General features: G+C 36.2%; 14 protein-coding genes. 1 reads left to right on the top strand and 13 read right to left on the bottom strand.

Annotated features, from left to right (window positions below; all coding sequences use genetic code 11):
* Positions 1-29: 29 nt before the first annotated feature.
* Positions 30-1,031, top strand: a complete 1,002-nt coding sequence (recA, locus tag ACFJGY_RS07435) for a recombinase RecA (protein ID WP_379969624.1) — start codon at positions 30-32, stop codon at positions 1,029-1,031.
* 50 nt (positions 1,032-1,081) lie between these two features.
* Here the strand turns inward: recA and ACFJGY_RS07430 are convergent, their stop codons facing one another.
* The 13 genes from ACFJGY_RS07430 to ACFJGY_RS07370 form a co-directional block, all read right to left on the bottom strand.
* The gene (locus tag ACFJGY_RS07430) at positions 1,082-1,738 is read right to left on the bottom strand and encodes a porin family protein (RefSeq protein ID WP_379969622.1); all 657 of its coding nucleotides are present in this window, start codon (positions 1,736-1,738) and stop codon (positions 1,082-1,084) included.
* Between the two features lie 100 nt (positions 1,739-1,838).
* Positions 1,839-2,711 carry a succinate--CoA ligase subunit alpha gene (gene sucD, locus ACFJGY_RS07425; protein ID WP_379969620.1) on the bottom strand — a complete coding sequence of 291 codons (873 nt, stop codon included), beginning with the start codon at positions 2,709-2,711 and terminating at the stop codon, positions 1,839-1,841.
* Between the two features lie 109 nt (positions 2,712-2,820).
* On the bottom strand, positions 2,821-3,723 hold the full coding sequence (locus tag ACFJGY_RS07420; RefSeq protein WP_379969618.1) for an LpxD N-terminal domain-containing protein: 903 nt from the start codon (positions 3,721-3,723) through the stop codon (positions 2,821-2,823).
* Positions 3,724-3,929: 206 nt separating this feature from the next.
* Positions 3,930-4,493 (bottom strand): elongation factor P, encoded by a 564-nt coding sequence (gene efp / locus ACFJGY_RS07415; protein WP_379969616.1) that lies wholly within the window; start codon positions 4,491-4,493, stop codon positions 3,930-3,932.
* Between the two features lie 28 nt (positions 4,494-4,521).
* Positions 4,522-5,310, bottom strand: coding sequence for an acyl-ACP--UDP-N-acetylglucosamine O-acyltransferase (gene lpxA / locus ACFJGY_RS07410; protein WP_028122968.1), 789 nt, complete (start codon positions 5,308-5,310; stop codon positions 4,522-4,524).
* Between the two features lie 3 nt (positions 5,311-5,313).
* Positions 5,314-6,708: a bifunctional UDP-3-O-[3-hydroxymyristoyl] N-acetylglucosamine deacetylase/3-hydroxyacyl-ACP dehydratase gene (locus ACFJGY_RS07405; protein ID WP_379969613.1), complete on the bottom strand. Its 1,395-nt coding sequence runs from the start codon at positions 6,706-6,708 to the stop codon at positions 5,314-5,316.
* Between the two features lie 48 nt (positions 6,709-6,756).
* Complete coding sequence (gene lpxD / locus ACFJGY_RS07400; protein ID WP_379969611.1) at positions 6,757-7,776, bottom strand: UDP-3-O-(3-hydroxymyristoyl)glucosamine N-acyltransferase; 1,020 nt, start codon at positions 7,774-7,776, stop codon at positions 6,757-6,759.
* Between the two features lie 70 nt (positions 7,777-7,846).
* Positions 7,847-9,061 (bottom strand): HD domain-containing protein, encoded by a 1,215-nt coding sequence (locus tag ACFJGY_RS07395; RefSeq protein ID WP_379969609.1) that lies wholly within the window; start codon positions 9,059-9,061, stop codon positions 7,847-7,849.
* 104 nt (positions 9,062-9,165) lie between these two features.
* The gene (locus ACFJGY_RS07390) at positions 9,166-9,822 is read right to left on the bottom strand and encodes a DUF2306 domain-containing protein (RefSeq protein WP_379969607.1); all 657 of its coding nucleotides are present in this window, start codon (positions 9,820-9,822) and stop codon (positions 9,166-9,168) included.
* Positions 9,823-9,937: 115 nt separating this feature from the next.
* Complete coding sequence (locus ACFJGY_RS07385) at positions 9,938-11,047, bottom strand: helix-turn-helix domain-containing protein (RefSeq protein ID WP_379969605.1); 1,110 nt, start codon at positions 11,045-11,047, stop codon at positions 9,938-9,940.
* A 39-nt stretch (positions 11,048-11,086) separates the two neighbouring features.
* Positions 11,087-11,935 (bottom strand): diacylglycerol/lipid kinase family protein, encoded by an 849-nt coding sequence (locus ACFJGY_RS07380; RefSeq protein ID WP_379969603.1) that lies wholly within the window; start codon positions 11,933-11,935, stop codon positions 11,087-11,089.
* A gap of 145 nt (positions 11,936-12,080) precedes the next feature.
* Positions 12,081-12,530 carry a DUF6526 family protein gene (locus ACFJGY_RS07375; RefSeq protein ID WP_379969601.1) on the bottom strand — a complete coding sequence of 150 codons (450 nt, stop codon included), beginning with the start codon at positions 12,528-12,530 and terminating at the stop codon, positions 12,081-12,083.
* Positions 12,531-13,325, bottom strand: a complete 795-nt coding sequence (locus ACFJGY_RS07370; RefSeq protein ID WP_379969599.1) for an RsiV family protein — start codon at positions 13,323-13,325, stop codon at positions 12,531-12,533.
* Between the last annotated feature and the right edge of the window lie 41 nt (positions 13,326-13,366).

Genomic DNA, 13,366 nt, shown 5'->3' with positions numbered 1-13,366 from the left:
TTATTTTTGAGAATAATTTTTTTGAAACGATGAGTACTACAGACGATAAGAAAAAAGCACTGCAACTGGTGCTGGAAAAACTAGATAAAACCTATGGAAAAGGGACTGTAATGACTTTGGGGGAAAACTCTGTGGATCATACCATAGAAGTAATTCCGTCCGGATCATTAGGGATTGACCTTGCTTTAGGTGTTGGCGGATATCCAAGAGGAAGGGTGATAGAAATCTACGGTCCGGAATCTTCCGGTAAAACCACACTTACTTTACACGCTATTGCAGAAGCTCAAAAAGCTGGTGGAATCGCTGCTTTTATAGATGCCGAACACGCATTTGACAGAAGTTATGCCGCAAAATTGGGTGTTGATCTGGAAAACCTGATCATCTCTCAGCCGGATAATGGTGAGCAGGCTTTGGAGATCGCAGATAATCTGATCAGATCGGGAGCAATTGATATTGTAGTGATCGATTCTGTTGCGGCATTGACGCCAAAAGCAGAGATCGAAGGCGAAATGGGTGATTCTAAAATGGGATTGCACGCAAGGTTGATGTCTCAGGCTCTTCGAAAATTGACAGGTTCTATTTCCAGAACAAAATGTACTGTTATTTTCATCAATCAGCTTCGTGAAAAAATTGGGGTGATGTTTGGAAATCCTGAAACTACAACTGGTGGAAATGCACTTAAATTCTATGCCTCAGTAAGGATTGACATCAGAAAAGCAAGTGCACCGATTAAAAATGGCGATGAAGCTGTCGGAAGCCGTGTGAAAGTAAAAATTGTAAAAAACAAAGTGGCCCCGCCTTTCAAACAAGCTGAATTTGACATTATGTATGGCGAAGGAATTTCTAAATCGGGAGAGATTTTGGATACTGCGGTAGATCTTGCTGTGGTCAAGAAAAGCGGATCCTGGTTCAGTTATGAAGAGACAAAACTTGGACAAGGTCGTGATGCTGTAAAAGATCTTTTAAAAGATAATCCTGAATTATCCGAAGAAATCGAAGGTAAGATCCGAGAGATTATTAAAAATAAATAATATTTTGCTAATAGAAATAATAAAGGCTGTGAGATTCACAGCCTTTATTGTTATTTGAAGAAATAAGTTAATCCTAAACTTATTACCTGTTCTGATTTTTTCTTGGAAACATTGGAATCACTAGTCAGATTATCAGGAGAATATTTGAGATCCGGATAAGTGTCAGACAAACCAATATCGTACTTCAAAGCAATCTCCAACTGTCGTTTGTAACTAAAACCTACACCCGCACCTAATCCCAGATTGAAGGAATTTGCTTTTCCATAATCATCGGCTTCATAATAAGTTCTTGCCGGATTTTTTACCTTCTGATCAATCAGAAAATTAAATCGCGGACCAATCAATCCGTAAAATTCAGATTCTGCTTCTGAGAAATATGCTTTGAAATTAACAGGAACACTCAGATAATTGTTTGCATAAACAGAATGATCCCAACCTTTTGCATCCTCATATTTTCTGTCACCTCCTTCACCTGCTCCAAAATATAAAGCTTCTGCCTGAATGTAATATTGCTCGCCCACACCAATTGGTACTTGTGCCGTAACGCCTCCTAAAACAGAAATTCTTGCTCCGGAAGGATTGTGCGCATTTCTAACCCGGGAATATGTCCCTCCCACAACCAAACCAAATTCAGTTGACCTGAAATCGATCTGTGCCTGTGACAGAACAGATATTAAAAGTAGAGATGCGAAAAAGATTTTTTTCATATTTGTGCGTTTTTGTGTTTATATTTCCTATAAAAGTAAAGATATTTTCTGAACAGTGAAATAGCTGCCAAAAAATATCTTTATTTATAATAAATTGATCTTATGCTAAAACCTTTGCTACAGTCACTCCGATCTCTGCCGGAGAATCTACAACATTGATTCCGCATTCGCTCATAATAGCCATTTTTGCCTGAGCAGTGTCATCATCACCACCTACGATAGCACCAGCGTGCCCCATTGTTCTGCCTTTTGGAGCAGTCTGTCCAGCTATAAATCCTACAACAGGTTTTTTCGAGCCAGATTCCTTATACCATCTTGCAGCTTCTGCTTCTAACTGACCTCCGATTTCTCCGATCATTACAACAGCATCAGTTTCCGGATCGTTGATAAACAATTCCAAAGCTTCTTTGGTTGTTGTTCCAATGATTGGATCTCCACCAATTCCTATAGCCGTAGAAACTCCGAAACCAGCTTTCACAACCTGATCTGCAGCCTCGTAAGTCAAAGTTCCCGATTTTGAAACAATCCCTACTCTTCCTTTTTTGAAAACGAAACCAGGCATAATACCAATTTTAGCTTCGTCTGAAGTAATGATACCAGGACAGTTTGGACCAATCAATCGGCAGTCTCTGTCTTGGATATAATCCTTAACTTTTACCATATCAGCAACAGGAATCCCTTCTGTGATACATACAATAACTTTGATACCTGCTTCTGCAGCTTCCATCACAGCATCTGCAGCAAATGCAGGCGGAACGAAAATAATACTCACATTAGCTCCTGCTTTCTCCACAGCTTCCGCCACAGAATTGAAAACCGGCTTACCAAGGTGCTCAGAACCTCCTTTTCCCGGAGTTACACCTCCAACAACGTTGGTTCCATAGTCAATCATTTGACCTGCGTGGAAAGTACCTTCGTTACCTGTAAATCCTTGTACGATAACTTTAGAATCTTTGTTTACTAATACTGACATTTTTTATTGTAATTTATTGATTTTATAAAACTTTGTTACTCGCAAAAATAACGATAATAATCCAAAAATTTCTTGTAATCAATAATTTTTTGGATTAATAAAATATGATTTACTTCAGATTTTTGATTTTGACTTCTTTTCTGAGATAATCTCTGAACTCTTCTGCAATAGGTCCGAAGTAAGTTCCTTTTTTCAGATTTCTGTTGATGCCGGTTTTCGCAAGGAGTACCGTTCCTTTTTCGATTCTTACGCCTGAGGCCATTCCCACTTGTCCCCAGATTGTAACTTCATCCTCGATGATACAGCAGCCTGCAATTCCGGTTTGAGAAGCTATGAGACATCTTTTACCAATAATCGTGTCGTGCCCAATTTGGATCTGATTGTCCAAAATACTGCCTTCCCCGATGATTGTCGGATCCGTCACACCTCTATCTATGGTACAACCGTTTCCTATTTCAACATTATTTTCGATGATGACATTTCCGACTGATATCAATCTGTCAAAATTACCGTTGAGTTTTCTGTAATAAAAAGCGTCTCCGCCTAAAACTGTGTTGGCCTGGATGACTACATTATCTCCAATCACCGTTCTGTCTCCGATAACCACGTTTGGGAAAATATGGCAGTTCTTTCCTATTCTTACTTCGTTCCCGATCGTAACGGATGGATGGATGAATGTTCCGTCGCCAACTTCGAGGTCGTGAAGTTCTTCTCGGAAATTAGAAATTCTAGTAAAATGGGTATTGATTTTATTAAAATCCCTGAAAGGATCATCGGAGACCAAAAGTACTTTTCCGACTGGACATTCTACTTCTTTATCTATTAAAATGATTGTAGCAGCGGAATTAAGCGCTTTGTCGTAATATTTGGGATGGTTGACGAAAACAATTTCTCCGGCTTTCACCATATGGATCTCATTGGTTCCAAGAACCGGAAAATCTTCAGGGCCGATATATTTTGCATTGATGATATCAGCAATGGTTTTGAGTTGTTGTGGCTGATTGAATGTCATAGTTAGATATTAGAATTAGACATTGGATTTTAGATTGTAATTCGATTTTACAGAGAAATCTTCATATAAACGAATCAGTTTGCAGCCCGACTTGAGTGGAGCTCTTTTTCTTTTTGGCAAAAAAAGAAAAAAGCGGGAACGCAAGTCGGAAAAGCTGCCATAAAAAGAAAGCTGAAAACTTTACGCTTCCAGCTTCTTACTGTAATTTATTTTACTCTTTCAAGGTAAGAACCGTCCTCGGTACTGATCTTGATCTTGTCACCTGGCTCGATGAAAAGTGGCACCATTACTCTGGCTCCGGTTTCTACGATTGCATTTTTCAGTGCGTTGGTAGCGGTATTTCCTTTCACCCCCGGATCAGCTTCGATCACTTCTAAGTAAACTGATTGTGGAAGTTCTGCAGAGAGTGGTGTTTCATCTGCTTCTTTCAGGATGATAGTCACTTCTTCGCCAGCCTTCATCAATTGAGAGTTCTCGATCATTTCCTTATCAAGATAAAGTTGAGAAAAATCGTCGTTATTCATAAAGTGGAATCCATTCTCATCATCGTACAGATACTGGAATTTTCTTGTGATCACTTTTACTTCATCAATTTTGTGACCTGCAGAAAAAGTGTTATCTAGTACTTTTCCGTTGGTTACAGATTTTAATTTTGTTCTTACGAAAGCAGGACCTTTACCTGGTTTTACGTGAAGAAACTCGATTACTTTGAAAATATCATTGCTGAATTCTATGCAAAGTCCTTTTCTTATATCGTTGCTTGTTGCCATTAGTTATATATAAACTTGTATTATTTTATTATTCTTTGTTTGAGCCGTATCCTTTTACAATACCTCTTGGAGAATTCTGGATAAAAGTGATGATTTCATCACGCTCCATAGTCGGAAGCATTTCTTTTTCTATGAATTCTATTGCCTGGGTTGTATTCATTTTCATCTGGAAAATAGCTCTGTATATTTTTTGGATTTCGAAGATTTTATCATTAGTAAAACCTCTTCTTCTAAGTCCTACAGAATTAATTCCTGCGTAAGATATTGGTTCTCTTGCTACTTTTACATAAGGTGGAATATCTTTTCTGATCAAAGAACCCCCGGAAATCATAACGTGCTTACCGATTTTTCCAAATTGCTGAACAGCAGAAAGTCCACCCATTACTACAAAATCTCCGATCTCCACGTGTCCTGCAATTCCGCAACCGTTTGCTATGATCACATTATCACCAACGATACAATCGTGGGCAACGTGGGAAGTCGCCATTATCAGGCAATTATTTCCAATTTTTGTGTATCCTAAAGCTTTTGTACCTCTGTTAATCGTAACACATTCTCTAAGAGTAGTGCCGTCTCCGATGATTACCTGAGTATCTTCGCCATCAAATTTAAGATCTTGGGGTACTGCTCCAATCACGGTTCCTGGGAAAATTTTACAATTCTTACCGATCCTCACATTTTCCATAATGGTCACATTGGGGCCAATCCAGGTATCAGAACCGACAGTTACATTTGCACCAATGGTTGTAAATGGTTCTATGGTTACGTTTTTGCCGATCTTTGCGCGGGGATCTACTGCTGTAAGCTGATGAATCATAAATTAGTTTTTAGTTTTTGCAACCTGGGCCATCAGTTCAGCTTCTACAACTACGCTGTCTCCTACGTAACCGTAACCCTGCATATGTACAATTCCTCTTCTGATCGGCTCTATCAATTCTATTTTGAATATCAGCTGATCTCCGGGAACTACTTTTTTCTTGAATTTTACATTGTCCATCTTAACAAAATAAGTGGAATAATTCTCAGGATCCGGAACATTTGCTAATACCAAAATACCGCCTACTTGAGCCATTGCTTCTATCTGCAAAACACCCGGCATAACCGGTTCTTTTGGAAAATGACCGACAAAGAACGGCTCGTTCATAGAAACATTCTTAAGTCCGACTACGTGAGTTTCCGACAACTCTAAAATCTTATCAACCAAAAGAAATGGCGGTCTGTGCGGCAATAGTTTCATAATGCCATTGATATCAAAAACAGGTTCTGCTTTGAGATCAAAATCAGGAACATTTTTTCTTTTTTGCAATTTGTATTGTCTATTAAGTTTTTTTGCGAACTGTGTGTTTACGAAATGTCCGGGTTTGTTGGCAATTACTCTACCTTTGATCCTTACACCAACCAATGCAAGATCTCCGACAACATCTAATAATTTGTGACGTGCGGCTTCATTGGGAAAGTTAAGGGTAAGATTGTCAAGAATTCCGTTTGGACGGATAGAAACCTCGTCTTTACCGAAAGCTAATTTCAGTTTTTCTGTTGTCTCAGGCGTTAATTCCTTATCAACATAAACGATGGCATTGCTGATATCGCCTCCTTTTATAAGGTTTGCGTCCAGAAGCTGCTCCAACTCGTGCAAAAAGCTGAATGTTCTTGCAGGTGCAATTTCTTCCTTGAATTCGGAGAGGTTTTTCATGCTGGCATTTTGAGTCCCCAAAACTTTGGTTCCAAAATCTACCATTGTTGTAATTTCGTAATCGTCTGCCGGTATCACCGTGATCTCAGAACCTGTTGCAGGATCGATGTAATTCATCACCTCCTTTACTACAAGATATTCTCTCGCCAGATCCTGTTCTATAATACCTACTTTTTCGATAGCTTCTACAAAATATTTGGAAGAACCATCTAAAATTGGCGGTTCTGCACTATTCATTTCAAGAAAGACATTATCAACATCCATTCCTACCAATGCAGCAAGAAGATGCTCGCAGGTATGGATTTTGACGCCTAACTTTTCCAGAGTAGTTCCTCTTTCTGTAGTTGTAACATAGTTGACATCAGCCTCTACCTGAGGATGACCTTCGAGATCTGTTCTTACAAAAACAAATCCGGTGTTTTCCTTAGCCGGTTTAATCGTAAGAGTTACCTCTTTTCCTGTGTGAAGACCTATTCCTGAAAGCAGGATATCTTCTTTGATCGTTTTTTGTTTATCACTCATTGTATTAGTTTTGAGGCGGGAAGAAATACTTCTTAAGTCCTGATACCTTTACTCTGATTTTTTATTTTCTAAATCGTTTATTCTCTTTACTATATCGGTGAAATTACGGAAATGTACGTAATTTCTTCTATAATCGCTGTAATTGATTGCCGGGGAGCCATAAAGTGTTTCTCCATCTTTGGCAGTATTATTAACACCGCTTTGTGCCTGGATCTTCACCTGATTTCCGATTTTGATATGCCCGACTATTCCAACCTGACCGCCAATCTGATTCCAATCTCCAATGATTGTAGAACCTGCAATTCCTGCCTGAGCGGCAATCACATTGTTCTGACCAATTTTCACATTGTGAGCGATCTGAATCAGATTGTCTATTTTAGTTCCTTTGCCGATGATCGTAGAGCCAATGGTTGCACGGTCTATGCTGCAATTGGAACCAATTTCCACATCATCTTCTATAATAACATTCCCTAATTGAGGGATTTTTTTGAATCCTTCTGCTGTTGGCTGAAAACCAAATCCGTCTCCGCCAATGACCGTATTGGAATGTATCACACAATTGTCACCAACGATGCAGTAATCGTATATTCTTGCGCCACTGTCGATTTTACAATTTTTTCCGATTTTTACACCTTTTCCGATATAAACCTGTGGATAGATCTGAGTTCCGTCACCAATATTAGCTTTTTCGGATACATAAGTGAATGCCCCGATGTAAACATCTTCACCAACTTTTGCCGTCTCGTGAAAGAATGAACCCTGCTCAATCCCGGTTTTTCTGCCCTGCATTTCCTGATAAAGATTCATCAAAACCTGAAAAGAAAGATAAGCATCTTCTACCACAATTATTACAGGTTTGTAATCTCTGTCTTCTATAAGACTTTCAGAAACTATCAAAACTGCACACGCTGTTGTATCTATATGATGGGAAAAACGACTCTGCCCAACAAAAGACAAATGTCCCTGCTGACCATTTTCTATTGGTGAAACGCCTGTAATAACAGTATTCCCGTTCCCAATTATTCTGCCGTTTATTATTCCTGCAATCTGTTCTGCACTAAATTCCATAGTTTGCAAAGATAAATATTTTATTAATTATCTTTTAATTTTTTATGATGAATGAAAATTTGTTTTTTTGTCATGAAATTTCTCTCGGGCAATACATGATATATTTTCTGGTAGGATTCTCCATACAACCGAACAAAATCTGATTTTCCGATTGTTCCAGCTTAAACTTATTGCCGGTTTTATCCATCAGATAAATTGGTTGCTTCTCTGTATCATAAGGCAAAAGCGTTCTGGAAATCTGTCCAACCAATTCCTCTCCGTTGTCAATATTAAAGTATTGGTTGACTTTTTCTACTTTTTGTTTCAAAAAATCTTCAGAAAATGGTTTTGATGAAATAATACTTTTGGGGAAATCCCTGTAAATTACTGTTCTGCAAAGCTTTGACAAGATGAAATCCGGATTCTCTGTCCATTCTTTTATCGCCTGAAAAACATCCATATCATCCAGCATTGTGAATCTTCTGATATCTTCTTCTGTAGCTTCATCAAATTTATGCTTAATCAAAAAATATTTCAGGTTTGAGGGTGCTTCCAGATCCAAGTTCCGGGAAACCAGATATTTTGCCCTGTTAAGAATCTGAACTAAGATATGTTCTGCCAAAGCCGCAGTTTTATGATAATAAACCTGCCAGTACATAAACATTCTGGCAGTCAGGTAATTTTCTATTGAATAAATTCCTTTGGCATCGATGACCAGTTTTTCATCGCTCACGTTCATCATAGAAATGATTCTTTCTACGTTCACGTCGCCTTCGGAAACACCCGTATAGAAGCTGTCGCGCTTCAGATAATCCATCCTGTCAACATCTAACTGCGAGGAAATCAATTGATTGAAAAACATCCTGTGGTATTTGCCCTGGAACATTTCAATCGCCAAATCCAGTTTTCCACCGAATTCCTCATTCAACCGCGTCATTAATAAAATCGAAATTTTCTCGTGATGCCAGTCGTCCATCAGCCTGTTTTCCAAAGCGTGCGAAAACGGACCGTGACCGATATCGTGCATCAAAATTGCCAGCATTGCCGCTTCCTCTTCTTTTTTTGAAATCTTAATCCCTTTCAGTTTCAAGGTTTCCAATGCTTTGAACATCAGATTCATTGCACCAAGGGCATGATGAAATCTTGTGTGTTTTGCGCCGGGAAATATTAAAGAAAGCAAACCCGTTTGAGAAATGCGCCTTAGTCTCTGGAAATAGGGATGTTCTATAACGTCAAACAGAATCTCGTGAGGAATTTTGATAAAGCCGTGAACGGGATCGTTGATAATTTTGAGTTTATTCTGCACCGTTGATTAATTGATAAATGATTATTAATGATTGATACAAAAATAGGGAAACTGAATGATTTTTGACAATAAAGGTTGATTGTACAGAAATATAGATAAAAAATTTAATTCTTCAGTATCACTTCTCTTGATCTATTAACAAAATAGGCAACAATCAAATTTGGAATCCAACATAACCAAGCTACGATAAGATAAGATATCTGTGGATCTCCCGTCAATGATTTTAACAAAGGAAACCACAATCTCAAAGTGACCGCTGCAAAAGTGCATGCATAACTGTAAGTCATTAAATTTTGATGATTAATGATGTTATTTTTCTTAATTTCTAAAAATGATTTGAGTGTCGTACAAAACCAAATAAGACCCAAACAAATAAATCCTGAAGCCGAAATCCAACCTCCATTAGCAAAAAAACCAATATAAATACCACTTGTGGAACTTATAACAACCGAAAGAATATAGGTAATTCCAATCTTCTTATGAAACTTTGGATGTCTTTTTCGGAAGTTTTCCCCAAACTGTCTCCATCCAATCAAAAGTGATAATCCTCCGAAGGAGATATGTGCAAAAAACAAGATTTTCCATATCAGGCTATGAAGAATTTCCGGATCTTTGGAGTTGAGAAAGGTGTGTTTATGATCTACAAAAACATAGATCAAAGGATATAATCCAATCAAAATAGCGAAAACACAAATAAGGACAAATAACATTTTCTTCATTACAAAAAGGTTGTTGTTAGAGTTGAAAATTAACTTTATCACTGAACAAAGTTTCGGCAAAAATGAAGTATATGTGAGTGTTAATCGTTCCAAAATGAAAGATGGAACTAATTTTTTAGATTTTTATCGGGCAATTGTAGTTTATCTGAAGTTCAAACTAATCTAAATTTATGTTTTGACTTTTTAAAAATTCTCTCGGAGAACAATCCGTGTATTTTTTAAAATTTCTGTTAAAGGAAGTTTTGGAATTGAATCCACATTCAAAAGCTAAAGAAAGAAATGTAAATTTTTGATTTTCCTGTAGTACGGCAATTCTTTTAAATTCTTCAATCCTATGTCGATTGATATAATCATAAAAGTTTTTATTTTCTATCTGATTGATTGTCTGCGAAAGTAAATTGGGATGGATCTCCAGTGTAATTGCCAGATTATTCAATGTAAGTTCCGGATCTTTGAAAATCTTATCCTTCTCCATTTTATCTACTAATTTTTGGTAAATATTCTTAATAGACTCTTCGCTGGCAGTAGATTTCTGATATTTTACAACTGTAGGATAAGTGACAGATTCATTATTTCCGCTATCTATATTAATAGCTTTTATATCTTTTGGATTTAAAATTCCGACTTTACTGATTCCAAAATAGGATGCCAGCAAAATAAAAACAACTACAAGTGAAAAAATAAGGACATCATTCCTGAGTAAAACGGCAATCCAGATCAGCGAAATTCCTGCAATAAGATAGTACAGCCAATTTAAATTAATCTTATCCGTATTTGAATATTTTTGAGTTATCTCTTTTTTATATTTTTTTACAGAATTAATACTTGCGCAGACATAAAAAATCCCGGATATAATGATAAGAATACTAATATTACTTCTTAAATCTTTATAGGTTGAACCATCATTCTGATAAATAAAAATTTTTTCTTCGGATGATAGATTGAAGAAAGAAATCAGGATAATATAAATTATAATTGCAGGTAAAAAATGTAAAATCCATGTATAATTTTTCTTGCTTTGCCCACTTAGATTCTGGACATAAAGATATAACATAGGTCCGTGAAGCAGCGGAAGTGGAATTTCAAATCCAAGAATATAGGGGAATTTCACATACTCTCCGGAAAAAATCAATAAAAAATAAGTGGTATTAATTCCTATTATCCAAAACCACAAAGCGAGGATGTAATCAGCAGAAGTTTTCTCTTTTTTCCCTAAAATCAGAAAAGAAAAAAAACACGCAATAAAAATTCCCGCCAAATATATCATTTAAAAATAAATTAAAATCAAAATATAATTGATATCACGTTAAACCAAAATTCGCAAACTCTTTGGCAAAACCTTGATGAAAATCGGGGATTTTATTTTTTTGAATTCCCCATCAATGTGCCAATTTTTTGTATTGACTTTGAACTCTATTTCCGAAACCGGAAGATAAGTCACGTAATCATCATCTTTCAATCGTTTAGTAAACATCCGGAAAGCAAAAAATGGTGAATATGTCAAAGGAAATTTCTTCACCAAAACCAAATCTACCAAACCATCACTTTTACTTGCCATTGGCGCAATATATGCGTTGTTTCCAAACTGGCGGGTGTTTGCCACATTCAGCATCAGATATTTGCCATTGTACTGTTGGTAATTTTCTTCTAGGAATTTGATTTTTATCGGCTTATAATTAAAAAAAGTTTTAATAGAAACTTTGATATAATTTTTGAAACCCCGATTGGTTTTCTCAAATTCTTTTACAACCTTGCCATCAAATCCAGTTCCTGAAACATTGATGGAGAAATGCTCATTGACTGTGAATGTATCTATTTCTTTGCATTTACCATTTTTAATTTTATCTAATAATAATGAAATATTCTTGCTAAAATTGGTTTCGTTGGAAAAACCATTTCCAGAACCTGCCGGAAAAACTGCCAATATTTTATCCGAATTAATCAATTTTTTTGCAACTGTAGAAATAGTTCCATCGCCGCCAACTGCCACAAAAACATCAATACTTTCCCAATGGTGATCTATAAAATCATCCGTATCTCCCAAGGATTTCGAAACTAAATAAAGTGGATTTTGAACCTTTTTGGAGAGTGCGTCCAGAAAAGGCTGATAGTTTTTTTTCGCTGAAAACGGATTGATAATGAAGGCTACATTCATAAGGTCAAAAGTAAAAATACTCTGAGACTTTCAGAGTATTTTGTCGATTTATTTTAGAATGGAAAATTTTATTTTTTAAGAGTCTTCAAGTGCATCAGACTGATAGTACTTACAATTCGTCTTTAAATTAAGATTTTTTCTGTTTTTAGACCCTTCTGTCATCGGCCTTCCAGTTTTTGATATTTTCTTTAATCTTAGAAGCCGGCCACTCATTTTGTATTGTCTGAGTGATTAATCCAATCAAATCTTCATCCTGTGAAAATCGCAGAGCAAAGAGCTGAGAATCTGAAAAAAGGTAAGGTAAACTTTCAAATCTGGTTCCTGTCAAAGTGAAATATCTTAACTTAAATTCGTTGATGATAATCCGATCCTGAAGGCCAACTGCATAATGCTGACGGAGCATATATGAAATCAAAATAATTAAAGCGGAAGCAAATGAAATAGCAGTCCAAATGTACACAAATTCCTGATTAACATTGATGTTTTTCCACAATCTATAAAGTGAAAATATTAACAATATCAAAGAAACCGGATAGACTACAAAATGATGTAACGGATAATATTTCCTGTAATTTTTAAGATTTTGATGGCTCATTTATTTGATTTTGTATTGGGTTAAGAATTCGGGTTTCAGCATGTTTTTTATTTCAGAAAAGTTGATCGTAATATAAACTACACCAGCTGCGTAAGCTGTTATTTCATATTGATTATAAACAAAAGTGATCTTTTTATCATCAAAATAGAAATTATTGTTTGGTGAAATCTTATCTTCCAATAGCATTTCTTTTTGTTCAGGCTCATCAAAATGGTTTTTCAGAATCTTGTCCCACGCCAGATCTTTTGGATCTTTGATAATATCATTCTGGTTGATTACCATATTCTTATTAAGATCAAAAACTTTGTAACTTCCAAAATAATATCCGTGTGCGCCCCCTGTATAACCACTTCCGGAATAGAGCAACGTAAGAATATTATCCTTATGCGAAATCACTTTCATTGCAGAAGTATCGTCCCAGGTCTGTTTGAATTCCGGTGACCATTCTTTTGAATCTTCCCTTGTTTTAGCAAAACTTTTCTGCATTTGTTTTGTCAAATCAGCTTGTAGAGAATTCTTATCATAAGATTTGGTTTCGACCAAAGCTTCTTTATAAATACTGTCGAGAATTAATTTATTTTCTATCGAAGGAAAAACCAGCAGTTGTTTGTTAAAAGATGTCGTGAGATTTTTGTTAATTACCAGAGAATCTTCAACTTTTACAGAATCTATCACAAATGTTTTTTTGGTTACCAAAGTATCAGAATTATTTTTAACAGTAATATTTTTGACTTCGGTTTTTGTACAGGAAACAATGATAATTCCGATTGAAAAGATTGCGATTAAGTTTTTCATAATTTTTTATTTTTGAATGAATAACAAAAAACCTTCCAAAA

The sequence above is a fragment of the Epilithonimonas sp. UC225_85 genome (assembly GCF_042695135.1).
GTDB lineage: Bacteria > Bacteroidota > Bacteroidia > Flavobacteriales > Weeksellaceae > Epilithonimonas.
Note: the sequence above shows the minus strand (reverse complement) of the source record. Positions and strands in the feature narration are given on the sequence as shown.

Bases quoted from the DNA above. Each gene is read 5' to 3' on its own strand.
- recA (WP_379969624.1), top strand. From the start codon at position 30: ATGAGTACTACAGACGATAAGAAAAAAGCACTGCAACTGGTGCTGGAA.
- ACFJGY_RS07430 (WP_379969622.1), bottom strand. From the start codon at position 1,738: ATGAAAAAAATCTTTTTCGCATCTCTACTTTTAATATCTGTTCTGTCA.
- sucD (WP_379969620.1), bottom strand. From the start codon at position 2,711: ATGTCAGTATTAGTAAACAAAGATTCTAAAGTTATCGTACAAGGATTT.
- ACFJGY_RS07420 (WP_379969618.1), bottom strand. From the start codon at position 3,723: ATGACATTCAATCAGCCACAACAACTCAAAACCATTGCTGATATCATC.
- efp (WP_379969616.1), bottom strand. From the start codon at position 4,493: ATGGCAACAAGCAACGATATAAGAAAAGGACTTTGCATAGAATTCAGC.
- lpxA (WP_028122968.1), bottom strand. From the start codon at position 5,310: ATGATTCATCAGCTTACAGCAGTAGATCCCCGCGCAAAGATCGGCAAA.
- ACFJGY_RS07405 (WP_379969613.1), bottom strand. From the start codon at position 6,708: ATGAGTGATAAACAAAAAACGATCAAAGAAGATATCCTGCTTTCAGGA.
- lpxD (WP_379969611.1), bottom strand. From the start codon at position 7,776: ATGGAATTTAGTGCAGAACAGATTGCAGGAATAATAAACGGCAGAATA.
- ACFJGY_RS07385 (WP_379969605.1), bottom strand. From the start codon at position 11,047: ATGATATATTTGGCGGGAATTTTTATTGCGTGTTTTTTTTCTTTTCTG.
- ACFJGY_RS07380 (WP_379969603.1), bottom strand. From the start codon at position 11,935: ATGAATGTAGCCTTCATTATCAATCCGTTTTCAGCGAAAAAAAACTAT.
- ACFJGY_RS07375 (WP_379969601.1), bottom strand. From the start codon at position 12,530: ATGAGCCATCAAAATCTTAAAAATTACAGGAAATATTATCCGTTACAT.
- ACFJGY_RS07370 (WP_379969599.1), bottom strand. From the start codon at position 13,325: ATGAAAAACTTAATCGCAATCTTTTCAATCGGAATTATCATTGTTTCC.